Source organism: Grimontia sp. SpTr1, from assembly GCF_947387585.1.
Lineage (GTDB): Bacteria > Pseudomonadota > Gammaproteobacteria > Enterobacterales > Vibrionaceae > Enterovibrio > Enterovibrio indicus.
The window spans coordinates 541,146-566,609 of record NZ_CANDOD010000001.1 but is presented as its reverse complement, the minus strand read 5'-3'; the positions used below and the strand labels follow the sequence as shown (position 1 = coordinate 566,609).

General features: G+C 49.0%; 26 protein-coding genes. 5 read left to right on the top strand and 21 right to left on the bottom strand.

From position 1 onward, the window contains the following. Nucleotides 1-70 precede the first annotated feature (70 nt). Complete coding sequence (catB, locus tag QL223_RS02650; protein ID WP_281543811.1) at nucleotides 71-700, top strand: type B chloramphenicol O-acetyltransferase; 630 nt, start codon at nucleotides 71-73, stop codon at nucleotides 698-700. A 31-nt stretch (nucleotides 701-731) separates the two neighbouring features. Here the strand turns inward: catB and phnP are convergent, their stop codons facing one another. The 17 genes from phnP to QL223_RS02565 form a co-directional block, all read right to left on the bottom strand. Next, the gene (gene phnP / locus QL223_RS02645) at nucleotides 732-1,490 is read right to left on the bottom strand and encodes a phosphonate metabolism protein PhnP (protein ID WP_039849566.1); all 759 of its coding nucleotides are present in this window, start codon (nucleotides 1,488-1,490) and stop codon (nucleotides 732-734) included. Nucleotides 1,491-1,554: 64 nt separating this feature from the next. Next, entirely contained in the window at nucleotides 1,555-2,217 is a 663-nt protein-coding gene (locus QL223_RS02640; protein ID WP_281543810.1) for a DapH/DapD/GlmU-related protein, read from the bottom strand. Further along, nucleotides 2,210-2,785: a ribose 1,5-bisphosphokinase gene (phnN, locus tag QL223_RS02635; RefSeq protein ID WP_281543809.1), complete on the bottom strand. Its 576-nt coding sequence runs from the start codon at nucleotides 2,783-2,785 to the stop codon at nucleotides 2,210-2,212. The genes QL223_RS02640 and phnN overlap by 8 nt, the downstream gene beginning before the upstream one ends. 20 nt (nucleotides 2,786-2,805) lie before the next feature. Next, complete coding sequence (gene phnM, locus QL223_RS02630; RefSeq protein ID WP_281543808.1) at nucleotides 2,806-3,942, bottom strand: alpha-D-ribose 1-methylphosphonate 5-triphosphate diphosphatase; 1,137 nt, start codon at nucleotides 3,940-3,942, stop codon at nucleotides 2,806-2,808. 15 nt (nucleotides 3,943-3,957) lie between these two features. After that, nucleotides 3,958-4,680: a phosphonate C-P lyase system protein PhnL gene (gene phnL, locus QL223_RS02625; RefSeq protein ID WP_281543807.1), complete on the bottom strand. Its 723-nt coding sequence runs from the start codon at nucleotides 4,678-4,680 to the stop codon at nucleotides 3,958-3,960. 8 nt (nucleotides 4,681-4,688) lie between these two features. Next, nucleotides 4,689-5,474 (bottom strand): phosphonate C-P lyase system protein PhnK, encoded by a 786-nt coding sequence (phnK, locus tag QL223_RS02620; protein WP_281543994.1) that lies wholly within the window; start codon nucleotides 5,472-5,474, stop codon nucleotides 4,689-4,691. Nucleotides 5,475-5,500: 26 nt separating this feature from the next. Beyond that, complete coding sequence (locus QL223_RS02615; protein WP_281543806.1) at nucleotides 5,501-6,388, bottom strand: alpha-D-ribose 1-methylphosphonate 5-phosphate C-P-lyase PhnJ; 888 nt, start codon at nucleotides 6,386-6,388, stop codon at nucleotides 5,501-5,503. Beyond that, on the bottom strand, nucleotides 6,385-7,485 hold the full coding sequence (locus QL223_RS02610) for a carbon-phosphorus lyase complex subunit PhnI (RefSeq protein WP_002536183.1): 1,101 nt from the start codon (nucleotides 7,483-7,485) through the stop codon (nucleotides 6,385-6,387). Before QL223_RS02610 ends, QL223_RS02615 begins: the two co-directional genes overlap by 4 nt. Continuing rightward, on the bottom strand, nucleotides 7,476-8,084 hold the full coding sequence (gene phnH / locus QL223_RS02605) for a phosphonate C-P lyase system protein PhnH (RefSeq protein WP_281543805.1): 609 nt from the start codon (nucleotides 8,082-8,084) through the stop codon (nucleotides 7,476-7,478). The genes QL223_RS02610 and phnH overlap by 10 nt, the downstream gene beginning before the upstream one ends. Further along, on the bottom strand, nucleotides 8,081-8,533 hold the full coding sequence (phnG, locus tag QL223_RS02600; RefSeq protein WP_002536187.1) for a phosphonate C-P lyase system protein PhnG: 453 nt from the start codon (nucleotides 8,531-8,533) through the stop codon (nucleotides 8,081-8,083). Before phnG ends, phnH begins: the two co-directional genes overlap by 4 nt. Continuing rightward, nucleotides 8,534-9,229, bottom strand: coding sequence for a phosphonate metabolism transcriptional regulator PhnF (phnF, locus tag QL223_RS02595; RefSeq protein WP_046304439.1), 696 nt, complete (start codon nucleotides 9,227-9,229; stop codon nucleotides 8,534-8,536). A 71-nt stretch (nucleotides 9,230-9,300) separates the two neighbouring features. Beyond that, complete coding sequence (gene phnE, locus QL223_RS02590; protein ID WP_002536190.1) at nucleotides 9,301-10,089, bottom strand: phosphonate ABC transporter, permease protein PhnE; 789 nt, start codon at nucleotides 10,087-10,089, stop codon at nucleotides 9,301-9,303. Between the two features lie 73 nt (nucleotides 10,090-10,162). After that, entirely contained in the window at nucleotides 10,163-11,158 is a 996-nt protein-coding gene (gene phnD, locus QL223_RS02585) for a phosphonate ABC transporter substrate-binding protein (RefSeq protein WP_281543804.1), read from the bottom strand. Nucleotides 11,159-11,185: 27 nt separating this feature from the next. Next, entirely contained in the window at nucleotides 11,186-12,019 is an 834-nt protein-coding gene (phnC, locus tag QL223_RS02580; RefSeq protein WP_002536192.1) for a phosphonate ABC transporter ATP-binding protein, read from the bottom strand. Nucleotides 12,020-12,249: 230 nt separating this feature from the next. After that, entirely contained in the window at nucleotides 12,250-12,561 is a 312-nt protein-coding gene (locus QL223_RS02575; RefSeq protein WP_039849568.1) for a hypothetical protein, read from the bottom strand. Between the two features lie 98 nt (nucleotides 12,562-12,659). Then, the gene (locus QL223_RS02570; protein ID WP_046304436.1) at nucleotides 12,660-13,229 is read right to left on the bottom strand and encodes a hypothetical protein; all 570 of its coding nucleotides are present in this window, start codon (nucleotides 13,227-13,229) and stop codon (nucleotides 12,660-12,662) included. Between the two features lie 119 nt (nucleotides 13,230-13,348). Further along, complete coding sequence (locus QL223_RS02565) at nucleotides 13,349-15,892, bottom strand: Ig-like domain-containing protein (protein WP_281543803.1); 2,544 nt, start codon at nucleotides 15,890-15,892, stop codon at nucleotides 13,349-13,351. A gap of 616 nt (nucleotides 15,893-16,508) precedes the next feature. On the opposite strand from QL223_RS02565, the gene dctP reads away from it, so the two are divergent. Further along, complete coding sequence (gene dctP, locus QL223_RS02560; RefSeq protein ID WP_281543802.1) at nucleotides 16,509-17,540, top strand: TRAP transporter substrate-binding protein DctP; 1,032 nt, start codon at nucleotides 16,509-16,511, stop codon at nucleotides 17,538-17,540. A gap of 38 nt (nucleotides 17,541-17,578) precedes the next feature. On the opposite strand, the gene QL223_RS02555 is transcribed toward dctP, so the two are convergent. Further along, nucleotides 17,579-19,696: an EAL domain-containing protein gene (locus QL223_RS02555; RefSeq protein ID WP_281543801.1), complete on the bottom strand. Its 2,118-nt coding sequence runs from the start codon at nucleotides 19,694-19,696 to the stop codon at nucleotides 17,579-17,581. 499 nt (nucleotides 19,697-20,195) lie between these two features. On the opposite strand from QL223_RS02555, the gene QL223_RS02550 reads away from it, so the two are divergent. Next, nucleotides 20,196-20,786 carry a hypothetical protein gene (locus QL223_RS02550; RefSeq protein ID WP_281543800.1) on the top strand — a complete coding sequence of 197 codons (591 nt, stop codon included), beginning with the start codon at nucleotides 20,196-20,198 and terminating at the stop codon, nucleotides 20,784-20,786. A 33-nt stretch (nucleotides 20,787-20,819) separates the two neighbouring features. On the opposite strand, the gene QL223_RS02545 is transcribed toward QL223_RS02550, so the two are convergent. Continuing rightward, nucleotides 20,820-21,137, bottom strand: a complete 318-nt coding sequence (locus tag QL223_RS02545; protein WP_281543799.1) for a hypothetical protein — start codon at nucleotides 21,135-21,137, stop codon at nucleotides 20,820-20,822. A 238-nt stretch (nucleotides 21,138-21,375) separates the two neighbouring features. After that, nucleotides 21,376-21,765 carry a VOC family protein gene (locus tag QL223_RS02540; RefSeq protein WP_046304432.1) on the bottom strand — a complete coding sequence of 130 codons (390 nt, stop codon included), beginning with the start codon at nucleotides 21,763-21,765 and terminating at the stop codon, nucleotides 21,376-21,378. Nucleotides 21,766-22,148: 383 nt separating this feature from the next. On the opposite strand from QL223_RS02540, the gene dgt reads away from it, so the two are divergent. Further along, the gene (dgt, locus tag QL223_RS02535) at nucleotides 22,149-23,609 is read left to right on the top strand and encodes a dGTPase (RefSeq protein WP_281543798.1); all 1,461 of its coding nucleotides are present in this window, start codon (nucleotides 22,149-22,151) and stop codon (nucleotides 23,607-23,609) included. Here the strand turns inward: dgt and QL223_RS02530 are convergent. Beyond that, the gene (locus QL223_RS02530) at nucleotides 23,606-24,232 is read right to left on the bottom strand and encodes a TetR/AcrR family transcriptional regulator (RefSeq protein WP_002536205.1); all 627 of its coding nucleotides are present in this window, start codon (nucleotides 24,230-24,232) and stop codon (nucleotides 23,606-23,608) included. The genes dgt and QL223_RS02530 overlap by 4 nt on opposite strands. Nucleotides 24,233-24,371: 139 nt before the next feature. Here QL223_RS02530 and QL223_RS02525 point away from each other — a divergent pair, with 139 nt between their 5' ends. Further along, entirely contained in the window at nucleotides 24,372-25,463 is a 1,092-nt protein-coding gene (locus tag QL223_RS02525; RefSeq protein WP_281543797.1) for an efflux RND transporter periplasmic adaptor subunit, read from the top strand. The last annotated feature ends 1 nt before the right edge of the window (nucleotide 25,464 follow it).

The window sequence follows — 25,464 nt, the reverse complement described above, 5'->3', positions numbered from 1 at the left end:
TCAAGTTTCCTTTGGTTGTCCGATATCTCAGGAGTATCATTCTCGCGCAGCAACTTCAGTGAAAAAGACCATGAACTATTTCGAATCGCCTTTTGTTGGTAAGCCCATCGCTGAGCAGCTTACCAATCCAAATATCATCGTCGGAAGACACAGTTACTACTCAGGTTATTACCATGGGCATAGTTTTGACGATTGCGCTCGTTATTTGATGCCCAACCGCCATGATGTCGACAAGCTCATCATTGGCAGTTTCTGTTCCATTGGCTCCGGCGCAGTATTTATGATGGCGGGCAACCAAGGCCACAGATCGGATTGGGTCAGTACCTTCCCGTTTTTCTATCAGGACAATGAGAACTTTACTGGTGCCGAAGACGGCTTCAAACGCGCCGGTGATACAGTGATCGGTAACGATGTTTGGATTGGTTCAGAAGCCATGATTATGGCAGGCGTAAAGATTGGTGACGGTGCCATCATTGCCAGTCGCGCGCTGGTGACGAAAGATGTCTCACCTTACGAAGTGGTGGGTTCCAACCCTGCCAAGCACATCAAGTTCCGGTTCAGTGAACCGGAAATACAAATGCTGATGGAAATGCAATGGTGGAACTGGAGCGATGAGCAATTGAAGGGCAGTATGGATTTGATGTGCTCTTCAGACATTGAGGGGCTATACAAATATTGGCAGACCCAAATTACCAATTAGCGCTTTAGTTCAAAAGGGCGAGAAATCGCCCTTATATCTCCATCCCTTCCCTGCCAATTTCCATCCAGTCAGGTATCCCGTTATCCATTAACCAGCAATCCAGTTCATGACCAATGTGGGTGATAATCAGTTCTTTCGGCTGGAGCTTTTCATAAACCTGCCAGGCCGCTTCAACGTTTCCATGGTTTGAGCCCTCGTGCTCGGGCGGAAATGAGCAATCGAGAATCAACGCGTCCAGTTGCGTTAACGAGGCGAGGAAATCAAGCGTTTGGGCTGGCAGTCCGTCTGTATCGGTGAGGTAAGCAATACTTTTTGGCCCATATTCCAGCAGGTAACCAACAGTCGGCCGCGAGTGTCTGAGTTGAAGTGGGGTAACACGCAGTCCATTAATGTTGACCACATCACCATGGTTCATTTCCGGCAGAAATCTCAGGCACCCAGGGTGCTTGAGAAGATCAGCACAGCCTTGCTCATCATCTGGACACCACACAGGGATGGACGATGGGTTGCCCCACCTTAAATGAAAAAGACCTTGAACATGGTCCACATGAAAATGCGTAAGCAAAAAGCCATGGTAGGTGCCTGCGGGAAAGCGCTCGTGCAAGTCCATCAGGCCTGCATCAATTAATAGTCTTTCTCGGGTGCTCCCTCTACCCCATTCCACCATTGCGGAGCAGGGTTTTCGCTCAAATGCAGTGTGCTCTCTGGCCCGCCGACACGCCCCACATTCACATCCATACAGGGGAACGCCCCCTGCCGCCCCTGTCCCTAACAAGGTCACTCTCAACATTAATCCTTCCATGCACAAAAAAGTTGGGTATGTACCCAACTTTATACCCTTTAAATTTTGACAGTCAGTGGCGCTTCTCTACTGCTTCAAGAAAGGCTTCGGCACTTTGCTGAAAGTATGGAAAATACTGCCTGATTTTCTCTTCCGGCCAATCCCACCAGCACAGGCTTTCCAACTTTCTCGCGGTGTCTGGATTTTCAAACCTTGACCGCAACATCTTCGCTGGATTACCAACCACAATGGTATAGCTTTGCACATTTTTGGTGACTACGCTGCCTGCGCCGATAATCGCACCATCTCCGACGCTGACGCCGGGGAGAATGATGACACCATGCCCAATCCAGACATCATTCCCAATCGTCACCCGGTTTTCCGCCCGCCAGTCGAATACCTCTGCATCCTTGTCTGAGCCGGCCTGATGGAGATCTTCCATTCCATATTTTCCGGGACGATAGGTAAAGTGATGTAACGTCGGCCGCCACCAAGGGTGGTTGCCAGGATTAATCCGAACCTTTGAAGCAATCGAGGTGAACTTACCAATGTCAGTGTTCGCCACTTCACTGTCGGGACCAACATAGCTGAAGTCTTGCAGTGCAACATGTTCCAATAATGTACGTTCCCCGACTTCAGTCCATCGCCCGAGCACCGAGTCAGTTACCACAGCATCGCGACAAGTTGTTGCCTCTTCATGCAAAGTGAGATTTGTGTCAATGTGATGCTTATCCATGGTGATTGCCTCCGTTTTCGTTGCAGAGTGCGATATCTAATTCACAAGCAAACTGAGCAACGGTGTCTTCAAGTTTCCCGCTGTTGTTGAGATGAATCGCATTGGCCGGGCGCATCGCATCATAGTGAATGGCGCGTTCCAATCGCTGGGCAATTTCTTCTACGCTTTCTCTGCCCCGGGCTTCGAGACGTTCTCTAAGTGCATCAGGGTTGACTGAGATCCACACGACTTCCAGTTGTTCTCCAAATACCCCTCTGGCAAAGGGTAGATACGCACGAGAACCATTCACCATCACATCCATGCCCGACGCCAACCAAGTTTCCACTTCACGCCCCACCCCATAGCGCAGTCCGTTCGCTCGCCAGTGCATGGAAAACAGTTCTTGCTTGATACGAAGATCAAATTCGTCGTCTAACAAAGCGACATGATTTTCACTGCCAGCAGAAGCTGGCCGTGTAATGTAACGATGCGCCACCATTAGCCTGTCGCAGAAGCGCTCTCTGGCGGCATTGATCAGCGAATCCTTCCCCGCCCCAGAAGCACCAAGCACATAAAACAGCTTTGCCATTTTCTTGTCCTGCCCTTGGGTTAAAACACGCGGTGCCCTTGACGCCAGACCTGCTCCACATAAGGCTGATCGTAATGACGCTCTACGAGCAACAAATCTGCCCGCATGCCCTCTTTAATGATGCCGCGATCTGAAAGGCTAAGCGCGGACGCAGGGTTACGTGTCGCCAGGCATGTCGCAGAGGGCAGATCCAGCGCATTGCGCTCATCATCTGCAAGACGGAAAACCGCATCCAACAAACTGCCAGGGAAATAATCAGACGACAGTGCATCTAACACGCCCAACGACGCCAGCTCATGCGCTGCGACATTGCCTGAGTGCGAGCCACCACGAACCACGTTGGGCGCTCCCATCATGACTTTCAGACCAAGTTCGTGGGAGCGTTGCGCCGCTTCAATAGTGGTAGGGAATTCCGCCAAAACCAGTCCCAAAGCACGGGATTCTTCAACATGGGCACGGGTCGCATCGTCATGGCTTGCAAGAGGGATATTTCGCTCATGGCATAGGCTTGCAATGGCTCGTCGGTTTAGGTCTGACCATATCGCAGACTTTTCACGCTGGTCCTGTTCGAATGCGGCCATTTCCTCGTCATTGAGATTGTATTTACCCTGATAGTATTCGTAATACTTGGTGAGATTCACGAACTGGCGCTGACCCGGAGAGTGGTCCATCAGGGACACCATATGGGTCTGATCCAAGTCGAGATAAAGCTTAGCTAAATCAACCGTCGTCTCGTGGGGCAACTCACAACGGATATGAACGAAATGCTCAGCGCGATTCAAACCTCTTTCGCCACTTTGGACAATGGTATTGATCATCTTGTCGAGGTTATCCTGACGATGACCACCATCGCGCACATCACCGACTGCAATTGCATCCAGAACCGTTGTGATACCAGCTCCGATAAGTTGCGCATCATGCGCTGCCATGGCCGAGAATGCAGGCCAGCTGACCTTTGGTCGCGGCGTGAAGTACTTTTCCAGATTGTCGGTATGCAGCTCAATTAGCCCCGGCATCAACCATCCCTGATTGCCATCTACTGCTCCTGGCTGATAGCTGGGCGAATCAGACATGGCGCGAATGATGCCGTTCTCAACTTCTAACGAGCCATTAACGACTTCGTCTTCCAACACCAGTTGAACATTGGTAATGATCATTATCGCTTCCTTCCCTTAAGCCAGTTTCAATGTGGCGGTTGAAATGTCGTAGAACTTATCTGCTACTTGCTGGCGGACGTATTCGTCGTGAAATATGCCAACAATTGCGGCGCCCCGTTGCTTGGCTTCCAGAATGAGTTCAATCACGACATCACGGTTCTTTTCATCCAGTGATGCCGTCGGTTCGTCCAGCAACAAAATGGGTGATTCAACGATAAATCCGCGTGCAATGTTCACCCGTTGCTGTTCACCACCAGAAAATGTCGCGGGTGCCAAATGCCATAGGTGTTCAGGCACGTTGAGTCGTTTCAACAACGCCCCAGCCTTTTGCCGTGACGTTTCTTTGCACTCCCCTTGCTCCACCAGAGGTTGCGCAACTACATCCAGTGCACTGATGCGGGGAATAACACGCAGAAACTGGCTCACCCAACCCAAGGTGTTTTTGCGAACATCCAGAATGTCGCGGGGCAGCGCACTGGCAATATCCACCCAATGCTCGCCTTGCGTTGTATTTTGGTGTCGTACCTTAATTTCGCCGTTATCGACGAGGTAGTTCGCATATAGCGCGCGGAGCAAGGTACTCTTTCCTGCACCGGAACGGCCCAGCAGTACAACGCATTCCCCTTTGTTGACAGAGAAACTGGAGTCCGCAAGCACGGAGAGCTTTGCACTGCCTTGATTGTGAAGAACGAAAGTCTTACTGACATTCGACACGCTTAACATGGTTGTGTTTGTCATGGTCTTCCCTATCCCTGCAAGACGGATGATACGAGCAACTGTGTGTAAGGATGTTGCGGATCGTCGAGCACCTGATCGGTCAGCCCGGTTTCAACAATTCGACTCTCTTTCATCACCACCAATCGGTGAGCCAGTAATCTCGCTACAGCCAAATCATGGGTCACAATGACCACAGACAGCCCTAAGTCCGTAACGAGATTTCGAATCAAATCCAGCAGCCTTGCCTGCACAGACACGTCAAGCCCGCCTGTCGGTTCATCCATAAAGATGAGTCTTGGATGCGTCACCAGATTCCGTGCAATTTGAAGCCTCTGCTGCATACCGCCAGAAAAAGTGATTGGCATGTCGTCGATTCGGTCTTTAGGAATCTCCACCTGAGAAAGCCAGTCCAACGCTTGCTCCCGAATATCGCCGTAATGTCGGTTTCCTACTGCCATCAGTCGTTCGCCGATGTTGCCACCAGCAGAAACCCGCGGGCGTAATCCATCCATTGGGTGCTGATGAACCACTCCCCAATCGGTGCGCAGTAATCGACGGCGTTCACTTTCAGAAAGCGCATAGAGGCTCGCTTGATAGCCATCTTCAAACTGGTAATTCACTGCGCCACAATCTGGCGTTTCACGACCTGAAAGCACACGTAACAAGGTGCTTTTTCCAGAGCCTGACTCACCCACAATACCCAGCACTTCGCCTGGCCATAAAGCAAAAGAGATGTCCTGACACCCCTTGCCTGGCTGATAAAGCTTGGTGAGGCTTTCTACTTCTAATAGTGGCTGCAAGTTCGTTGCTCGCATCGTCGCGTGCTCGCGACCTAACTCTGTTACTGACACGCGCGCTTCTCCTCTTGCTCCTTTTTTAGAGCATTTTTTGACTGCTGGTCATTGCAATAATCGGTATCAGAACACACGAAAATTCGGTTGCCTTTATCATCCGTTACTACCTCATCCAGAAAGCTGGTTGTTGAACCACAGATGCTGCAAGGCTCACCCCATTGCTGGATTTCGAAGGGATGATCGTCGAAATCCAGACTCTTCACATCCGTATAAGGAGGAATGGCGTAAATACGCTTCTCACGCCCAGCACCAAAGAGTTGCAGCGCGGGCATTTGATCCATCTTGGGGTTATCGAATTTCGGTATGGGCGAAGGGTCCATGATGTAGCGACCATTGACCCGCACTGGGTAGGCGTATGCGGTCGAAATATGGCCATAGCGCGCGATATCCTCGTAGAGCTTCACGTGCATCACGCCATATTCTTCCAGACCATGCATTTTGCGTGTTTCCGTCTCACGCGGTTCAATAAAGCGCAGCGGCTCAGGGATCGGCACCTGGTACACCAGAATCTGACCTTCGTTCAGCGGTTTTTCTGGAATGCGGTGGCGTGTTTGAATCAACGTAGCCTGCTCTGTGCGCTCAGTAGTTTCAACGCCGGCAACCTTTTCAAAGAAGTGGCGGATGGAAACCGCGTTTGTGGTGTCGTCAGCCCCTTGGTCAATCACTTTAAGCACATCAGGCTCGCCGATAATGGCAGCGGTGATTTGAATACCGCCTGTGCCCCAGCCATAAGGCATGGGCATTTCGCGGCCACCAAACGGCACCTGATAACCGGGAATCGCAATGGCTTTCAGCAGGGCACGTCGAATCATGCGTTTGGTTTGTTCATCGAGATAACCGAAGTTATAACCACTTTGAACGGCTTGCGTAGTCATAGCGCTTCTCCTTCGCCCGAAGCGTCGCGGGCATCAAATTCTTTTTGAAGCTTGCGGATAAGTTCGAGCTCAGCCTGAAAGTCCACGTAATGCGGAAGCTTCAGGTGGCTGACAAAACCCGCAGCTTCAACGTTGTCGCCATGCGCTAACACAAACTCTTCATCCTGAGCAGGGCCTTGTGGCACTTCGTCATATTCGCCACATTGCAATGCTCTATCTACCAACGCCATCGACATCGCTTTACGCTCAGAAAACCCAAACGTGACGCCGTAGCCTCTAGTAAACTTCGCTTTGTGCTTTTTACTGCCAGTGAAACCATTGATCATCTGGCATTCGGTCATTTCGATATCGCCAATTTCAATGGCAAAGCCTAACTCTTCAGGAACGACTTCAAGCGTGACGTTGCCAGAACGAATTTCACTGGCAAACGGGTGATTACGCCCGTAACCACGTTGGGTGGAATAACCCAATGCCAACAAGAACCCCTCATCACTGCGCGCAAGTTGCTGCAGCCTTGCACTTCGGTTTGCAGGGAATGTGGGTGGCTCCATGGTGATATCATCCGGCGCTGCGCCGTTATCTTCCTCAGTGACCGTTAGATCGAGGTTTTCCAGAATACTCATCACCCTTGGGCAATGCGCCATCTCATCGATATCACTCAGTCTGGCGGGTTCGCTACGATCTCCACCTTCTGCCAACAAAGCAAAATCAAGCAATCGATGGGTGTAGTCATAAGTTGGCCCGAGTACCTGTCCACCCGGCAAATCTTTATAAGTTGCAGAGATACGACGCTCGATTTTCATCGTTTCGGTATTCGCAGGTTCCGTCACCGCCAGCCGAGGCAACGTAGTGCGATAGGCGCGAAGCAGGAAGATAGCTTCCACCAAGTCACCGCCAGCTTGTTTGATAGCCAACGCCGCAAGTTCTTTGTCATAGATGCCGCCCTCGGTCATCACACGATCTGTCGCGCCAGCCAGTTGTTCGGCTATTTGTTTGACATTCAGAGCGGCTTGCGAAAAAGAGCCCCTGCGTTTTTTGTCCTGCAATTCATGAGCAGCAGCGATGGCTTTCTCACCGCCTTTTACAGCTACATACATGTGACCTCCTCAATTTCCAGCGTCACCTCTGTCGAGCGAGGCAATGCAATAATGTCGGTGCCGGATGTAAACAGAATGTCCACACCATGGGGAAAGTGGCTGCGTTTTGTTACCAAAGCCAGAAGCAGCAGCGGGTTCAAACCCTTCACTCTCATTTTTGTTGTCGACTGAATACCGGGGCCGGCCAGCACCAGCACATCACCTTCCTTCAGGCTGTCCACCTCAATAATCAACGTGGTGCTTCTGTCCGGATAGTGTTCGCTACCAACATTGAAACCTTCAAAGTCTTCCAGTTCACTGCCTCTGGCAAGCGCAAAAGCGGACTCGCACTTCTGACCAGAGAGCGGTGCGCCACAGTGAAAACGGATGTTTTCAACCAAAGTTTCATCTGCATTGAAGCGTTCTGATAGCCACAGGCTGGTTGCGTTGTCGGCCAACGTCAGTAATACCTGAGTCGCTGCGCGGCTAGTTGTTCCAAACTGAGCGGTGTAGTCCAATGAAACCTGTTTCCCGGGGTGGGACATTGCCTCCATTAACTCTCGGAAGACCTGCTGTGCATCATGCACGGGTGAGTGAAAACCCTCTGTTATCTTGCTCATTCGTCCTCTCCTCTCACCATGGTGAAAAAGTCAACTTTACTGGTCGCCACTTCTCTTGCACGCAACTGTTCTTGTTCTGCTTTTTCTGCCGCGAGCGGCGATATCAGAGCTTGCTGCAGCGCATCATGTGCAGAGGTTTGCATCAATGCATCCACCACTGCAGCAAGTTCTGCATGCTGCTTGTTTCTTCCAGTGACATAGCTGTAGCCCAGCTCGCCACTATCCAGTCGAACTACCGCACGGGTGATGGTGACATCACCCATATTGAAAGCGTTCCCTGTACCGCCCATTCGAGCGCGTACCTGAGCCAACCCCAGTTCCGGTGCGCGAACCAACTGGTATTGCGGGTTAAGTGAGAGTTTTACCCAGTGCGTTATCAACGCATTGGCATCCGTTCTGGCGAGGACTGACATCCAGCGCTGGCGCGATGTTTGCTTTTCCTGTTCCATTCAATGCTCCAAAACAATCTCGACCAGATCAGAACGTGTGTGGGACGATGAAAACTCCACAATCTGGTCGGTTCCTGTGATCACGTTGGTGGTTTTAAACACCATGATGGGTGTCTTGCCGGATAACTGAAGCAATCGGCAATCGGTCTTTTTCGGCATCATGGCTCTGAGCCGAGTACTTTTACGGGTAAGGTGAACGTCCAACTTGTCTTTGAGAAAAGCGTGTAGCGAACCCACTTCGAAATGCTTCACTACCGGCCACCATTCAAGGTCAGCAAGGTAGTGGTCAATCACGCTCGCTGGCATGCCGTTTATCTTTCTAAGCGTGCGAAGTTTGATCACTTGCGATTCCAGCTCAACACCAAACATGCCTGCTATTTTCTCGTTCGCAGCCACCAGCCCCCTGCTGATCACCTGACTGGTTGGCAAACTGCCCTGTTCCATCAAGTTGTCCGTAAAGTGCGCTCCGGCGTGAAGTGGATAGTCAAACGGTTGGCTGACCACCATGTTGCCGCGCCCTTGTTGACGCTCGATGAGGCCGGTAAAAACCAGTTCGTCAATTGCACGTCTCACTGTGTGGCGGTTAACGTCATACTTCTTCGCCAGCTTGGATTCAGGCGGCAGGTAATCCCCCGCCTGAAAATAGCTGCGAACTTCCTGTTCAAGATGTCTGGCGATATCTAAATAAACTCGCATCTTTTATCCCTCCGCATTCCTCTGCGCTTATGGGTTATCTAGACAAGTTGGGTGAAATAAAAATCTGGCTGTTAAATAAACATCTTGCGGATGTACTGGGACGCGAAGTCGATAAGACTGACGGTCACAATGACTATCAACATGATGGCGGCGGTCTGTTGGAACTGAAATCCGCGAATCGCTTCCCAGAGCAACACACCAATGCCACCCGCACCAACCATGCCGACCACGGTGGCTGAGCGGACGTTCGATTCGAAACGGTACAAAGTGAACGAAATCCAAAGCGGCAATACTTGAGGTAACACCCCGTACATCACTTCTTCAATCTTGTTGGCTCCGGTCGCCCGAACCCCTTCGACAGGCCCGATATCGATTGCTTCGACCGCTTCAGAAAACAGCTTGGCGAGTACGCCCGTAGTGTGAACAAACAGTGCTAATACACCTGCGAAAGGTCCCAGACCGACAGCGACAACAAACAACATCGCAAAAACCATTTCGTTGATGGCACGCGCGGCATCCATCAAACGGCGCATTGGCTGATAAACCCACCAAGGCACAATGTTTTCTGCGCAAAGTAGTCCGAAAGGAATCGAAAGAAGGACAGAAAGCACGGTGCCCCAAATAGCGATTTGGATGGTGATCAGGGTTTCATCGACATAGAGCTTCCAATGCGTGAAATCCGGTGGGAAGAAATCAGACCCCAGCTCTGCCATGTTTCCAGCATCTTTAATGAGTTGCGCTGGATTCATCTCAGAACCTTGCCATGACCAGGCAAGCACGAGAGCCACAATCAACATGCCGACAAAGCGTTTCCAGTGAGAGGTTTGTGGCGCGGTTAAAACGGCGGTATTACTGCTCATTCTAAAATTCCATCAAGCTACAAATAACCGAGTTAAAAAGAAAAGCCGGAGAGAACTCCGGCTCATCAGGTACTTACTCCATCGCTTCCAAAGCACTCATTTGGCGGTTCAGGGCAGCCAGAGAACTTTTGATGCTTGCCAGCTCTGCGACTTGCTCATCAGAAAGCTTGTCTTGGTTGCTCAGGCCATTAAGCTGCTTGTAAAGCGCCAGTTGACGAATAGGCAACAGTTGCAGGTCGCTAGATGGTTTGAACGGTGCCCAGTCCAGGCCTTTCAGAATTGCCACTTCCTGCGCATCGCCGGTTGTGCCGTAGTTCATGAAGAAGCTGTAGATGTCTTCCTTCACGTTATCTGGCAGGTTTTTACGCCATACGATTGGGTCAGAAGGGATGAGTGGCGATTGCCAAATCACTTTAATGTCTTTGAATTTTTTAGGATTGGTGCGCTCGAAGCGACGCATGTTTTCGGTGTTGTTGGTCGCTACATCCACTTGCTTATTAGCAACCGCGAACAGGTTCACTTCGTGGCTTGAATTCAGTGTGCGTTTAAAGTCACTAGGCTGAATGTTGTTCTTCGCGAACACATAGTAAGAAGGTACCAAGAAGCCAGAAGTAGAATTAGGGTCACCGTTACCAAACGCCAGCTTGCTGCGGCTTGCAATCATGTCTTCAACGCTGTTGATTGGGCTGTCTTTATGAACCACCAAAAGGCTCCAGTAGCCTGGGTTACCCTCTGAATCGACAGTTTGGGCGAAGATTTCGCCGCCAGAACGGTCGACCGCTTCCATCGCGGATTTGTTACCAAACCATGCAACGTCAACTTTGTCGAAACGCATGCCCTGAATGATGCCCGCGTAGTCAGGAGCAAAGTAGGCTTTCACTTCCATACCCAGTTTCTTGCTCATGTCGTCTAGGAACGGGTCCCACACTGATTTAAGGTTTTGCTGGGATTCCGTAGAAATAATACCGAAGTTCAGGGTGTCCATTTTTTCCTCTGCAGACGCAGGTGCAGCGACGGCTGCAGCCAACATGCCAAGTCCACAGGTGAATGTGCGTAGTGCTCGTAACATCGTCATCGTCCTTTGTGTGTTAACGGTTTAACTGATGAGAGAAAGTGGTGCTTTTTCCACAGAAGCCGGTTGTTCTTCCATACCGACGTCCAATGTCATTTCTGATTTACTGCCATAAAGTTCAGCAAGGGCGTGTTTGTCGATTGCCGCGCTTTCTCCTTGATAGAAGATTTTTCCGTCTCGCAGTGCGACAACGTGCTGGCAGTATTTGAGGGCGTGATCGACCTGATGAAGCGTCACGATCACAGGGATACCCTCACGCTGGTTGATGTCGCTAAGCAGCTCCATCACGATGCGGGAAGATTCAGGGTCCAAAGAGGCAATAGGCTCGTCGGCGAAAATGATCCGGGCTTTTTGCATGAGTGCGCGGGCAATAGCCACACGTTGTTGCTGTCCACCCGACAGCGTAGAAACACGCTGATGAGCGAAATCTTGCATACCAACGCGTTCCAATGCTGCCATCGCTTCTGCTTTCTGCTGCTTGGTGAAGTTACCGGTAAGCGTGCGCCAGAACGGCGTGTAGTTGAGCGCCCCAATCAGCACGTTGGTCATCACTGACAGGCGGTTCACTAAATTGAACTGCTGGAAGATATAACCAGCTTGCGCGCGACAGTTGCGAACCTGACCTGAAGCTCGGCCCTGACTCTGAACGGTTTTACCAAGCACCTGAATCTGTCCGTCTTGCGTTTTATCAGAGAAGACCAAGCCGCTCAGATGGCGAAGTAGCGTTGACTTTCCTGAACCAGAAGGTCCAAGAAGTGCGGTCATTTCTTTGTGTTGGATCTTGAGGTTGATCTGGTCAAGGGCTTTGTTTTTTCCAAACGTTTTCGTCAGACCATTCACTTCGATAATGCTATCCATGTTTCAGGGAACCTCGTTATGTGGTGTCCCTATCGTGTGGTCTGTTTGTGTCGTTTTTATAACGAAATGGTGTCAGGGAAGTTGACGATTGAAGAGGTGAGACAGAGGTATAAATTGCGTGGAAGCGTTTGTATGCAGGGGCTGGAGGGGTTATCTAGATAGGTTGCTCGACTTGTCTAGATAACCTCGTCACTAAAGATTCATACTCATCCGGTGACATTACCACCAGATTAATGAGTGACTTTAATTTGGACTTTGTACGGCGTTTCCAACTGCATCGTGTCACCAAATTTCACGATGGTTTCCAGCGCTAAAACCTCACCGGTAAACTTGGTTTTCTTGTTCTCAATCAGGTCGCGCCAAATATCGTCTAACGACAAAATGCGGGAATTATTAAACCCTTCAAATGACAATCTCATACACTGCTGCCAATCTTTACCGCTGCCTGTTCTTTCATACTCAGCGCCGACATCACCTACTGTTCTCTTGGAAGATACTTCAACATAAAATTCGGCAACTTCTTGTTCTCTCCATGTATTCATCTAGCATGCCTCATCATATAAGCCTGTCGAAATTATAGACAGTAACGACAACATTGATCGCATTTATGAGACAAGCGTGACCTATGTCGTTATAGGCCCTAACGTCGCCACCAGATTATGAGATGCAACAAAGCAAACAGGCCGTGCCCCCAGATATAGGCTTCAATCGCGCCAACGGCGGTTTTATGAATGGCTAAAAAATCTGGGCTGAGTGGATTTTCCATTAACATCGCGATGGCCCAAAGAGTGCCTGTAACGGTCGCCAACATCAGTGCCAGCAAGCCTAGTCCCTCAACCATCGCAGCCAACCCAGCAGGTTTTGGTTCTGGCAAGCGCCCAGTTCTTAGAATAAGCAAGTCAGCTTTAATGACTGTAAAGTTACCAAACAGCCAGGGATACATGTCTGTGATTGGACGCCGGTTAACCACGGTTACGAAAAAAACCATAGAGAAAAGTAACAGCCCTATCCCTCCATACATATGAATATGGTCAATCAGGGTGAGGTGATAAACGGTCGCATCTTTGCTGACATGCATTCCGGCTGAGGTGAGCAGTTGAAATATCACCCAGCTTATGGTCGTAAAGTGAAGCCACTTTTCCGCTGAGGGTAGTCGCGAGAACAGGAAAGAAAGTCCGCGAAGCGTTTTGTTTGGTGTTTGAACGTGCATATCTAGGTACTACTTTAAGAAGATTATGCAAGTCTATGAATTAAGATGGATAGTTGTTGTTTCAAAATTGATGAATGGGGAAAAAAGCGGGACATTACGTCCCGCTTCGCGTATTAAGGTTATTGCCCTGCATTCATGGCACTTAACTTGTCACCGACGGGGCCAGAGAAATTGAAGCCATCATGTTTGTCCCAGTTGATTGACCAGGTCATCACGCCACCAAAGTTCGGGTAGTTGAAAGCAGGTTTCACTGTTCCACACGCAGTACCTTTGGTCACACAGTCAAGAGCATCCAAGATGTTCTGAGTAGGTGCCTGGCCAGAGTTCGCCGAGCTTGGACCTGATGGTAAGCCGATAGCGACTTGGTCATCGCGAAGTGGCGCAAACGTGGTCCCGTTTGCCAATTCAAAACCTTCAATCAGCATTTTGGATTGAGCAACCATCATGTCTACTGAACCTTCCGGTGCAGCGCCTGAAAGATACGGATTCGGCAGACCACCATTGTTGTATAGCTGAACATGCAGCAGGTCCAAGGTATCGCGCAGTTCATCAATCAATGGAATGTAAGCGCCCCAAATACCGCTGTACGCCACCATACCGCCATGAACATATGGATGTTCAGGTGCCATCGTCAGGTACATGTCACCACCCATGTTGGTTTCAATCTGCTTCAATGCACGTGGTAAACGCGCCTGAATTTGCGAACCATGAACAAGGTTAGAGCCACTTTCCAGATCGATATCCAGACCATCAAAGCCCCACTCTTTCACAATCGCTGTCAGGCTCGAAACGAAGTTAGCTTCATCCGCATCAGTATTCAGCGTGATTGTCCCTTCCGCACCACCGAGTGACAGAACGAAAATTTTTCCTTTCGCCTGCAACGCAGCCATGTCTTGCTTGAACTTCATAGGATCAAGCGGAGGACAAGTGCTGCGAATGTCACCGTTATATAGATTAAAGTGGACAGTCCCGTCACTGTTGCGATCGTTCTCTGCGAAGGCGATATCAATGATATCCCACGCATCCGACATTTCGCTCAGATTCAGTGGACAGCCAGCACCGTTCACAAAGTTGTGCCAGTAACCAATCAGCTGATGTTTTTTCGCCGATTGCTCGAACACTTTCAGCGTAACAGCTGCGGTTGACGCAGTCAGGCCATTGCTATCAGTTGCTAGCGCAGAAACCGCGTAACTACCTACTGCACCTGGTGTCCAGCTTGCACTGTAAGGCGCCGTTGAATCAGATGCGACGATGGCACCATCAACCACGAAATCAACTTTCGCCACAGTACCGTTGAGGGCACTCGCTTCTGCTTCGAGCAACACAGCTTTACCCAAGCCGACAGAACTGCCTGCTGCTGGGGAAGTCAGGCTCGCTACCAATGGCTGGTCACTCACATTAACCAGAATGCCGGCATTGCCTGTATTACCCTCGTTATCAGTGGCAACGGCGCTGATGCTCACTTCGCCTAAACCTGTTACCGCCCAATCAACGGCATAAGGCGCAGCATTATCAACGGCAACGCTTTGGCCAGCTACGAAGAACTCAACGCCGGTTACGCTGCCATCAGAATCAACGGCATCAACAGCAAGGGAAACCATCTCACCTGCAAGCAGAGTTGCATTATCCGACGGAGAAGTGAAAGTCACGGTAGGAACAATGGCGCAGATACCCAGTTCAGTCCAAGCGTCTTGCCAGTGAGCGCCGGTATTTGGCTCATATGCCCACGCCGCATCCGATGAACACCATCCCGCTACGTCACATTGGTATTTGTAGTTCGCGTTTTGAACGATATCGCCAACTGCATAGCTGGTACCAGCGCTGTAAGTCGGTACGCCAGAACAACCACCACCAACGGTATTGCCGGCAACTTTAACAGAGACTTCACCTGCCCAAGCCTGCAAGCCATCGTTGTCAGTCGCTTTAGCATTGAAACTGTGGTTGCCTTCCGTAGCAAGCCAAGAGGTTTCAAACGGTGCAACGTCATCTGAACCGACAAGTTTGTTGTCGACATAGAATTCTACAAGCGTGACTGCACCATCGGAGTCTTCTGCAGTTGCTGTCAGAGCAACTGTTTCACCAGCTTTTAATTGCGAACTCGCAGTCGGATTAGTCAGCTGTGCGGTAGGCGGGATACCAAAGACAGGGTCCTCAACCGAGATACTCACGCTTTGCTCGGACTTTGCGCCCTCATTGTCTGTGACCACAGCACGAACAATCGCCTGTCCCTGTTCTGCAACCCACTCCAAAGAGAAAGGAGGCGCTGTCACAATACCGACACTGTTTGCGCCGATGAAGAATTCAACATCCGACACCGAGCCATCACTGTCGGAGGCCATCGCTGAAAGAGTAATCACATCGCCAGTAACAAAGTTGGAGTCATTTAAAGGAGAAGTCAGGTCGATGACGGGAGGCTGGTTTCCACCAGTAGAACATTGCCCCAGCGCTTCCCACTCTTGCCATGGACCAGAGTTTTCAGCCGGGTTCTTGCCTGTCGTCCACCATTTGGCTTTGTAAGCCTCGCCAGTATGTGCCACCTGATCGCCACCATTGTATATGGCAGTGTTTTCCCAAGTTGGTAATGAAGTACAGTCAACAGCCCAAGCTGGCAGAGCTGTTGCTACGCTCAGCGCAATGGCCGAGAGCATCATTGGTTTGTGCATGATGAATTTCCTTATTCGATAATAAGTCACCACCATTTTTTATGTCCCGCGTACGGGACTACCTCAAAAAAGACTTCGTGGCATTTTTTAGGACTCTCGACTTTATTTACGCCAAGAATTATCCCAATTCCATCATGATTGATTGAGTTTGCTATCTCCATGACAAAGCAGCAGTTTTCTCTCGTATTGGTGACCATTGCACAAAGACACTCCGCAACTTTTTTATTTCATTGAGGAAGTTCCCAAGGCATCACTTTTTCTCCCAGAATCTCAAGGACTAAACTGATGAAACACATGCATTTGCATTAACAATTAATTAGGTCCATATACCCAAACGACCTGAAGATGCTCGCATTCAGAGGTCATCAATGCGTTCAATTCGAGGCAAATTTTACGAGGAATAGTGGTTCTATTTCCGTGGAATTTAACGAAGAAGTGGGCGCATTGAGGCCCTCCCTTCGGGCGAGTTGACTGACCCCGTGCTCTTTGTTGTTCCTTTTTGATGGAGGTGGCTACACCTACAAAGGAACGCCGCGATCACAACGCCAGTCAAACTCGCAGAATCCGGCATCCTCAGGTTGTTTGGGTATATAATTCATGACATGGAAGTAAAGAGGTGGAAATGCGCTATCTGCTGAGACTGTTTATGGTGACACTCACCTTTTCACTTTCATTATCCGTTCAGGCGTCGAGTGAGGAAGAACGGGTGGTGTGGCGTTTTGGGCTGGAAGAAATTGAAGGGTCAGTACAAGACATTTACGCCAAAGAATTTAAACGCATCATCGAAGAGAAGTCCGGTGGTGAGGTGGTCGTCGATATTTACTCTTATGGCACCTTGGGCGAATCGGAAGATCTCACCGCGTTGACCACACTCGGCACACTTCAGCTTACCCATGCCTCCGTGGGTATCATCGGCAGCCTGGTGCCTGAAATGCAGGTTTTCAATATTCCCTACATTTATTCGCATGACGACGAGCTGAATCAATCCGTTATCGCCAGCAATCCCACTCTTTATGAAGTGCTTGGGAATGCACTTATCGATCAAGATCTGCGCTTGATGACCCTCTATCTTGAAGGCGACATGGTGTGGTCAACCAATCAAGAAGTGGTCAAACCCAGCGATTTCAAGCAATTCCGAATGCGAGTGATGAATTCCCCGTTGGTGATTGAATCCTTCCAACTTTATGGCGCAGATGCCGTGCCACTCCCTTATTCTCAGGTTTATGGCGCGCTACAAGCCAATATCGTGGATGGGCAGACCAATCCGGTTTTCTCGATAGAAGAAATGAAGTTTTACGAAGTGACGGAATATATGATTTGGCCGGGCAAGCAAAAGTTCACCACCTCAGTGATTGCCAATCAAGCATGGTATTTATCACTCTCGCCTGAGCATAAAGCGCTGCTTAGGGAAACATTTCAAGGCTTGAGTGACTATATACTCGAAAAGCAGCAAGCCCTGAACAAAAAGCAACTGGCCACCATTAAAGCATTTAAGCCCAGTATGACCTTTATCACTCTCAACCGAAGTCAGCAAAACGCATTTAAGAAACTCGCCGAGCCTGTTAGAAGTCGTTATGTGGAATTAGTAGGGAAGCCCGGAGAGCGTGTGTTGGAAGCCTTGGATGAGGCACTTGCTCACAAAAAATAAGAGAGCGACCAGCGCTCTCTTATTTCTCATTGGATTGGTTAAGCAATTTCTCGATTGGTGCGTGCCACCGACACTTTACTGATCGCCTGGCGTTGCAGGGCGTAGTTCCGCACCTCTGAAGCAGAAACTGCCTTGCTGTAATACCAGCCCTGAATCACCACATCTGCTTCGCGCGAAACAATATCAAGCTGCTCTTGGGTTTCCACCCCTTCCACAATAATGTTCATGCCTAGCTGTTTGGCGATTCCAGTCAGGCTATAGAACACCTGTTTGCCCCGTTCGCTGCTAAGCGCCAACACAAAACTGCGGTCGATTTTCATCGCATCAATATCGAAGCGGTTGAGATAACTCAATGAACTATAACCCGTCCCGAAGTCATCGATATGTACAGCAGAACCCGCCATATGAAGACGCGAAATGGCCTGTTCTACCATCGCTGGTTTATCAATCAGCGAATCTTCAGTGATCTCAAAATGAACCAGTCCCGGCACCTGCGCGATGAGCGAGAGAATCTGTTCCATTGCGTCTTTATTTGTCAGGGTATGACTGGTGATGTTCACGCTGATTGGCATATAGAAAGTCTGATCCATCCAGAGCTTGCTCTGTTCCACAGACTGTCGCACAACCCAGAGATCGATATCTGTCATCAGGTTCGCTTTCTCAAACACCGAAAGGAATTGACCCGGCGCTTCAACATTCCCCATGCTATCGCGTAAACGGATCAGCGCTTCTACTGCCGTCACCTGACCCGTGTGGCTCGAAATCTGTGGTTGATATTCCAGATAGAACTCGCGGGTAGCGAACGCTTCCAACTGCATTTGCACGCCTTGAATTTCACGCACTTTATGGAGCGATTCCGTCACCGGGTCTACCGCTAACACATACGCTTCTTCTTCACGGCGGGTGAAAGTGGTATCCAGCGAAGGAATGTACAAATCACGGGTTTTGGCGTGCGCATCCAACATACGAACAAAGGGTAAATAGATCAGTGTACTGACCATCACCAGCCCCACTTGCAATATCACTGCGTTGTAATCGCCACCTGTTGAGATAAACGCATTCAGAATCAACGGGCTTGTGATTGGTGCCATCACTACAGGAATAGCCACCAGCCCCATCGACATCACAGTTAATGCAATACCCATATTGACCAATGGTGCGATCAAAAACGGAATGAAAAGACGCAGGTTGAAAATGATTGGCAAACCAAACATCAGAATTTCATTGATATTAAAGAAACCCAAAGGAATGCTTGAAATCGCAATCACACGCATCACTTTGTCTTTGGAAAACGCCAATATCGCCAGCGCAAGCCCCAATGTCGCCCCAGAGCCACCAATGAAAACAAACGATGACAGGGTCGAAATATTCATCACGTTTGAAGGCATGGCCCCAGCACTGTAAAGCACGCGGTTGATATCCAGCACATCAATCAAAGGTTGAACCAATGGCGTTAGCGCGTAGTAGCCATGAATACCCAAAAACCACAACAAGGAGTTCAAGGTAGAGAAGAGCGCACCGACGCTATATGGGTCATTGACTGGGTCAAACGCCTTAAGGAAAGCCGCTGAATCAAAATACAAGCTGGTCAGAGTGAGTAGCTTCGTCAGCAAGACAACCACACCAGTGGTGATAACACCCGGAATGATGAGGTTCATGGAGTCTTTGACTAACTTACCAGCGACTTCATTTTCGACAATTCGCGCCCATCTTTGCTTTTTCAGTTTGGAGAGCAAAGGAACAGCGTAGATTGGTAGAGTTAAGCCAACAAAGGTCAACAGAATAGAACTGGCTTGATACTCATAGCCCAGCACTTTTTCCGCCACTGCAACGTAAGAGATGCAGAGCACCGCAATCGGCGGTCGGGGTAAACGCCACTGAATCGCAAGCATCATGCTAATAGATGCAGCAAAAAGGTATGGATAAAGGGAGGTCAGTGACAGTCTCAGTAGGTTCAGTTCGTGTATAAAAACGGGGGCATCCACATGAAGGAATTCGAGCATGCTCGCCACAAATCCCAGGATGCTTGACACTATCAAACAAGGGACAAGCCATAACATCCCGTCTCGCATTGCTCTGAGCGATCGCGTCACCGCCTCAAACCGATACGGATTGAGCCAATATAAGAAAGATTGGTTGTTTAATTTTTGCTTCATTTAATTCACTGAAAGAGGGCCAAAGACATTGTTGCCCATAGTCGCGATGAAAATTCAGAGCGAGTAAATATGCTAAAACAGCGATAATTTGCCGGGTATTGTAGTGTCTAGAAAACCTAAATCAACATCTCCCATAAATAAAATCGACTTTTACCAGCCATTAACATTCACCCTATGAATGCAATATCAAATTTCATCCATTGGATCACTCATTACCAATCGTTTGCGCTGGGAACTTATTCACGTTTTCGGCAGCTTACAGCCGGAAATTAAGTGCTTGAAAGAAAAAATGAGATCTTGAGTCCAATATAAAAATATCAATTAACAACAATATTAATAATGTTATTTGCCTCGATGATTGAAAAATCATTTATTAATTATCTTTGGTAAAGCGACGTTTACGATTAATTCTAAAAGGAATAATTAATTAACATCCACCAAAGCTTTTGATTTATGGCGTATAATTAAGTGGTTATTACCTTTATACCTGCGAGAGAAGATGGCCAATAAATCAACAGCTCACCCGCGTTTCGGGATTTCAGTCGTATTACTGACATTTCTGTTGATCCTGTCAGGCCAGACTGTCCAAGCTATGGGCAAGAAAAAGCCACATTTTGTCGATACATTGAAACTTCATGGATACATTGATAACTATGGTAACGTTCGATTAAACAATTCGCCTTTAACGGAATTACCCGAGCCTTTTAATGTGGAAGGATTTCTGGACATCGAAGGTAGTCAGATCGAACGTTTGCCCGACGGCTTAACCGTGAAAGGTTATGTCAACGCTTCCAATACAAGGCTGACCCGATTCCCTAAAATTGATGTAGGCGGATACATCAACCTCACCAACTCAAAAGTCGCTGTTTTGCCACAAGGATTTAAAGTGAACGGCGATCTCAGCTTGAGCGGTACACCAATCGCTGCCTTGCCAAGACGGTTAAACGTGAAAGGAAATCTTTACCTAAGCAACACGCGCGTGAAGTTGCTGCCACCTGATTTAAGCGTTGGCGGGGATCTATATTTAAGGGGCTCTCCGGTTAGTACCATTCCGGAAACCGTTCGGGTGGGAGGAAGGATTTACCGCTGAGCACTTGTGACATTTCTCCGTCAACGTTTGTGCTCAAGCGGCGCGTTTGATTTGAGAGAGTTGGACTGCATGAAGTTTGCGGCGTAGGGCGAGTCCGTAGCGATAACGTACACGACCACCAATCTTTACCTCCCCTTTGTGTCTGATTTCGACACGGAGTTTCGGCATAGAGTTGATTTTCAGTTCGCCAATGCCCTCTTCCAGCTTCCACTCTGAAGTAAAACCCATGCCCCTTTCAGAGATATCCGTAATTTGAATACTCACCTTCGGGAAAATTTTATGTGCCCAATACAGGGTTCCTTTCACCCTGGATTGGCACTTGTATCTTTGCCAACGGCGTACTTCACTCATCGCCCTACTTCTCTCTCATACAAATACTCAATGAGATTCACTCAACCTGAGTGAATCAATAGGGTATGTTGACCTTTGGTGATGGTTTTTGATGCAGTTTGTGGCACCTAAAACGCTTAGGGCTAAAACAAAATTCAACCACCAAAGATCAACAGACACTGAGATATAGTACGGACGAGGACGATAAAATTTCGTCTTATTTTAGAAACAACTTAAGTTTAACTTACGGAAGCTCTCGTTAGTGAGGCACTTCATAGAGTTCCAATGGCAAACCATCAGGATCCTGAAAGAAGGTAAAACGGGCTTGAGTGTAAGGGTCGACACGCACAGGCTCGCATTGAACACCCTGCGATTCCAGATAGGCGGTAGCTTCATCGATGTTTTGGGTGGAAAAAGCAAGGTGGCGCAGCCCTTGAGCTTCAGGGAAAGAAGGACGTGAAGGACTTTCCGGAAAAGAAAACAGCTCCAGCTGTCTGCCATCGGGGAGTTGCAAATCAACTTTCCAGGAATTCCGCGCTTCACGGTAATTCTCCGCCAGAATTTCAAACCCCAGCACCTCATGATAAAAACGCTTTGACACGACAATATCGCTGGCAATCAAAGCGACGTGATGAATTCCTTGAATCACAGGCGAAAACTCCTATTTGTTAGCAATTTTTACCAACCATTATTAGGTTGACTGACCGACACGTCTCTAACTCTTTGAAAATAAGGCTATCATAATTGGCATCAGATTTGCTGAACGATACTTTAAAGCAATAACAAGGATAGAAATGATGACGCTAACAGCAAAACGTAGGAACCAGTATAAAGCAGGTTTTTCAGTGTTTATGTTCGGCTTTTCCTTTGGAGTCGCGCTTCTCGCGTCCGTTTGTTAATCACAGTTATATCCGAGAAATGCCGTATCACTGCCTGTCGGCATTTCTCCTTTTTCTTCCCTATCAAGCTTATCGACAATCCTGCCTTACAGCGCTAAGGTTATGAAAATACGTTGCTTCCGGTAGGGTACCCATGTCTCACATCGATTTCAGGAAGAAAATCAGCCTCGCCCGTCCCAGACCTTATGGCACCCATCTTCAACGGGCCCTTGAAAGTGACCGTGGGCGCATTATCAATTCCGCCCCCATTCGCCGTTTACAGCAAAAAACGCAAGTCTTCCCACTGGAACGAAACTCTGCGGTACGAAGCCGACTCACTCACTCCATGGAGGTACAGCAAGTTGGCCGATTTATCGTCCACTCTATTTTTGATCGCCTCTCAGACAATGAAATCAAAGCCTATGGCTTGGTGGAGCTTGAGCGTCCGATTGAATCTTTGGTGGAAATAGCCTGCCTGATGCATGACATGGGAAATCCGCCATTCGGGCATTGCGGTGAAGATGCAATCAACCGTTGGTTTAGCAAACACCTCAACGATCTCGCGCCCATGCGTCGGCTTCTTCAGGAACTTCCAACGTCAACAACAGACCCCATTCTCCATGAGCTTTGTCATTTCGATGGCAACGCGCAGGCAATCCGTCTGGTGCAATCACTGCATCGCTTCAATCTTACCTATAGTCAGGCAGCGGCGGTGTTGAAATATACCCGTCCAGCGACTGAACGCGCCGAGGAAGTGCCACAAGATAAAAACTACCTTACCAAGAAAGTCGGTTACTACATCACTGAAAACCGCTATGTGAATGCCTTAATGGACGAGTTGGAAATCAGCAAATACTGCCGCCATCCTCTCAGCTACATCATGGAAGCGGCAGACGACATTTCTTACTGTCTGGCTGACTTGGAAGACGCGGTTGAGAAACGTATTCTTTCGCTGGAAACCCTGACTGAACATCTTAAACGCACATTTGCCGAACTTGAGCCGGATAACCGCCCGATAAAAGGCAGACACTGTTTCGACGCCCTGCTCGATAACGTTTATCGTGATGCGCAAAACGACGAGATCAGCCCTACCCACAAATTCTTCATCAAACTTCGTGTGGAAATGGTTCATCCACTGGTCAATCACGCGTCAGAGCAGTTCACGCAGAACCTTGAAGCGGTATTCAATGGCGATCTGAACCGTGCGTTAATCGAAGACAACAGCCAATTCCACGCATTGGCGAAGACTTTCAAACAGGTCGCAATTAATCACGTCTTCAACGATCCAGAAGTCGAAAATCTGGAACTTCAAGGTTACAAAATCATTGGCGGGTTATTGGAGGAATATCGACCCCTTCTGGATTTAGACCAAGATACCTTCCAGAAAATCGTTCGCGGTGAAGGACGAAAATTGCCCGTGGAAAGAAGGTTATTCAACAAGCTTTCCAGAAAACATGTAGCGGCATATGAAATTGCCCTGAAGGAAGAAGCACCAGTGAATCATCCGACGCTTTGGGAGTTCTACTTGAGATGCCGATTATTGCAGGATTACATCAGCGGCATGACCGATCAGTTCGCGTTTGATGAATACAAAACCTTGCTGGTTAGCGATTAAAGCCTCTCAGTTGGATAGCCGTATCCTCGCAAAAACAGATCAACGCAGGAATGCACGTAAGTGCGTCGTGTTTCTGCGTCTTCTTCTGAGTCAAACCCCAGTAACGCCCAATACACCGCACGACCATGCAACATCAGCAATAGCTGCATAGCCGCAGATTCAGTGTTGTCACAAAGGGGCAACTCCCCCCTTTTTACCAATAGGGAAAGGTAATCGCTGATTCGGTTGATGTTGCGGATAGGACCCTGTTCTAAAAAGATGCGGGCGATTTCAGGATGGGTACCAGACTGACGAATCGTATTCTGAAACGTATTACGCGCCTCTTCCCCCAGCAGCATGTTTTGGAACAACCAACCAAACTCACGGAGCACGACGTGTGCAGCACGTGATTCGTGTTCCAGATCCAACTCCAACCCCGCCGAGATGCATTTTTCAATGATGCAGGTTTCGAACAACTGATCTTTACTACTGAAGTGCGCGTAAACCGTTTGTTTACTGACATTTGCATGCACTGCAATTGCATCCATAGAGATGCCATAGCCTTGCTTGGAAAAGAGCTCAACAGCTGCCGAAAGGATTTGTTGGCGCTTTTGCTCTTTTCGTTGCGAGATATGCGTTGTCATAGTCTTCCCTGGTTGAGTTGCTGTGCATTTATTAGCCTAATCAAACTGGACAGTCTAGTTTGATTGCTTTATTTTTAATCTAATTGGACTGGACAGTCTAGTCCACTAAATAATCGTAACGGACGACGAGAAATTTTCCATGCAAAAGTGCATTCCATCTGTCGCTATCGCGGCCACTATCACTCTCCTCACTGCCTGCAATTCGCAGACAGAAGAAGCCGCGGCACAGCCTGAGCATAACTTACCGACCGTTAATGTACTGACCGTAGAACTTGCGCCGGGTTACTCCGTTAACCGCGAATATGTCGGTACTGTTCAGGCGGGTCAAAGTGCCAATCTAGGTTTTGAACTCGGTGGCAAGGTGAACAGCTTATTAGTCGACGAGGGCGATACCGTTGTTAAAGGCCAGCCCCTGATCAGACTGGATACCCAGTTACTCAAAACCGAAGCCCAGCAGTTGGGCGCGCAATTGGAACAACTCGATGCCCAACTGGACCTCACCCGTACCAACCTACAACGCCAACGCCAGTTGAAAAAGAAAGGCTTCAGTGCGGATGCAGAAATCGATTCACTCATCAGCCAACGTGACGCCCTGTTGGCAAATGTTCGACAACTCAATGCGTCACTTTCCTCGAATAAACTTCGTCAGGAAAAATCCACCATCTACGCCCCTTACAACGGCAAGATAAGCCAGCGCTATGTCTCCCAAGGGGACGTTGTGAATGTCGGTGCACCGACCCTCACCCTATTGGCAGATGATCTAAAAGAAGCGCGTATTGGTGTGCCTATCAAATACCTCGAAGCACTGACAGCCAATTCATCCGCCAAGGTTCGTGTTGGCTCAGATGTTTATCCGGCGACATTACTGAATCCCGGCGCTGCACTGGATATGCGCTCGCGCACCGTGACGCTTCGTTACCTGCTCCCTGAAGGCTCAAAAGCCCTCGACGGCCAACTCGCGTATTTGCAGTTTTCCTTTGAAACACCGCAAGAAGGCTTCTGGATGCCGTTGACAGGACTGACTGATGGACTGCGTGGTACTTGGAATGTCTATGCCGTGGTACCGGGCGATTCGGGCAGTCAGTTTGTCTCGCGCCGTTCAGTGCAAGTTCTCCATGCTGATGAGAAGAAGGCCTATGTCTCCGGTGCGATTGGCGACGGTGACAAAGTATTAGTGGATGGCGTTCACCGCGTGGTTTCCGGTCAATCCGTCAACGTAGCGGCGGAGTGAC

What these genes read in the sequence shown, in the direction of transcription:
- catB (WP_281543811.1), top strand. Translation starts at nt 71, where the DNA reads ATGAACTATTTCGAATCGCCTTTTGTTGGTAAGCCCATCGCTGAGCAG.
- phnP (WP_039849566.1), bottom strand. Translation starts at nt 1,490, where the DNA reads ATGTTGAGAGTGACCTTGTTAGGGACAGGGGCGGCAGGGGGCGTTCCC.
- QL223_RS02640 (WP_281543810.1), bottom strand. Translation starts at nt 2,217, where the DNA reads ATGGATAAGCATCACATTGACACAAATCTCACTTTGCATGAAGAGGCA.
- phnN (WP_281543809.1), bottom strand. Translation starts at nt 2,785, where the DNA reads ATGGCAAAGCTGTTTTATGTGCTTGGTGCTTCTGGGGCGGGGAAGGAT.
- phnM (WP_281543808.1), bottom strand. Translation starts at nt 3,942, where the DNA reads ATGATCATTACCAATGTTCAACTGGTGTTGGAAGACGAAGTCGTTAAT.
- phnL (WP_281543807.1), bottom strand. Translation starts at nt 4,680, where the DNA reads ATGACAAACACAACCATGTTAAGCGTGTCGAATGTCAGTAAGACTTTC.
- phnK (WP_281543994.1), bottom strand. Translation starts at nt 5,474, where the DNA reads ATGCGAGCAACGAACTTGCAGCCACTATTAGAAGTAGAAAGCCTCACC.
- QL223_RS02615 (WP_281543806.1), bottom strand. Translation starts at nt 6,388, where the DNA reads ATGACTACGCAAGCCGTTCAAAGTGGTTATAACTTCGGTTATCTCGAT.
- QL223_RS02610 (WP_002536183.1), bottom strand. Translation starts at nt 7,485, where the DNA reads ATGTATGTAGCTGTAAAAGGCGGTGAGAAAGCCATCGCTGCTGCTCAT.
- phnH (WP_281543805.1), bottom strand. Translation starts at nt 8,084, where the DNA reads ATGAGCAAGATAACAGAGGGTTTTCACTCACCCGTGCATGATGCACAG.
- phnG (WP_002536187.1), bottom strand. Translation starts at nt 8,533, where the DNA reads ATGGAACAGGAAAAGCAAACATCGCGCCAGCGCTGGATGTCAGTCCTC.
- phnF (WP_046304439.1), bottom strand. Translation starts at nt 9,229, where the DNA reads ATGCGAGTTTATTTAGATATCGCCAGACATCTTGAACAGGAAGTTCGC.
- phnE (WP_002536190.1), bottom strand. Translation starts at nt 10,089, where the DNA reads ATGAGCAGTAATACCGCCGTTTTAACCGCGCCACAAACCTCTCACTGG.
- phnD (WP_281543804.1), bottom strand. Translation starts at nt 11,158, where the DNA reads ATGTTACGAGCACTACGCACATTCACCTGTGGACTTGGCATGTTGGCT.
- phnC (WP_002536192.1), bottom strand. Translation starts at nt 12,019, where the DNA reads ATGGATAGCATTATCGAAGTGAATGGTCTGACGAAAACGTTTGGAAAA.
- QL223_RS02575 (WP_039849568.1), bottom strand. Translation starts at nt 12,561, where the DNA reads ATGAATACATGGAGAGAACAAGAAGTTGCCGAATTTTATGTTGAAGTA.
- QL223_RS02570 (WP_046304436.1), bottom strand. Translation starts at nt 13,229, where the DNA reads ATGCACGTTCAAACACCAAACAAAACGCTTCGCGGACTTTCTTTCCTG.
- QL223_RS02565 (WP_281543803.1), bottom strand. Translation starts at nt 15,892, where the DNA reads ATGCACAAACCAATGATGCTCTCGGCCATTGCGCTGAGCGTAGCAACA.
- QL223_RS02555 (WP_281543801.1), bottom strand. Translation starts at nt 19,696, where the DNA reads ATGAAGCAAAAATTAAACAACCAATCTTTCTTATATTGGCTCAATCCG.
- QL223_RS02550 (WP_281543800.1), top strand. Translation starts at nt 20,196, where the DNA reads ATGGCCAATAAATCAACAGCTCACCCGCGTTTCGGGATTTCAGTCGTA.
- QL223_RS02545 (WP_281543799.1), bottom strand. Translation starts at nt 21,137, where the DNA reads ATGAGTGAAGTACGCCGTTGGCAAAGATACAAGTGCCAATCCAGGGTG.
- dgt (WP_281543798.1), top strand. Translation starts at nt 22,149, where the DNA reads ATGTCTCACATCGATTTCAGGAAGAAAATCAGCCTCGCCCGTCCCAGA.
- QL223_RS02530 (WP_002536205.1), bottom strand. Translation starts at nt 24,232, where the DNA reads ATGACAACGCATATCTCGCAACGAAAAGAGCAAAAGCGCCAACAAATC.
- QL223_RS02525 (WP_281543797.1), top strand. Translation starts at nt 24,372, where the DNA reads ATGCAAAAGTGCATTCCATCTGTCGCTATCGCGGCCACTATCACTCTC.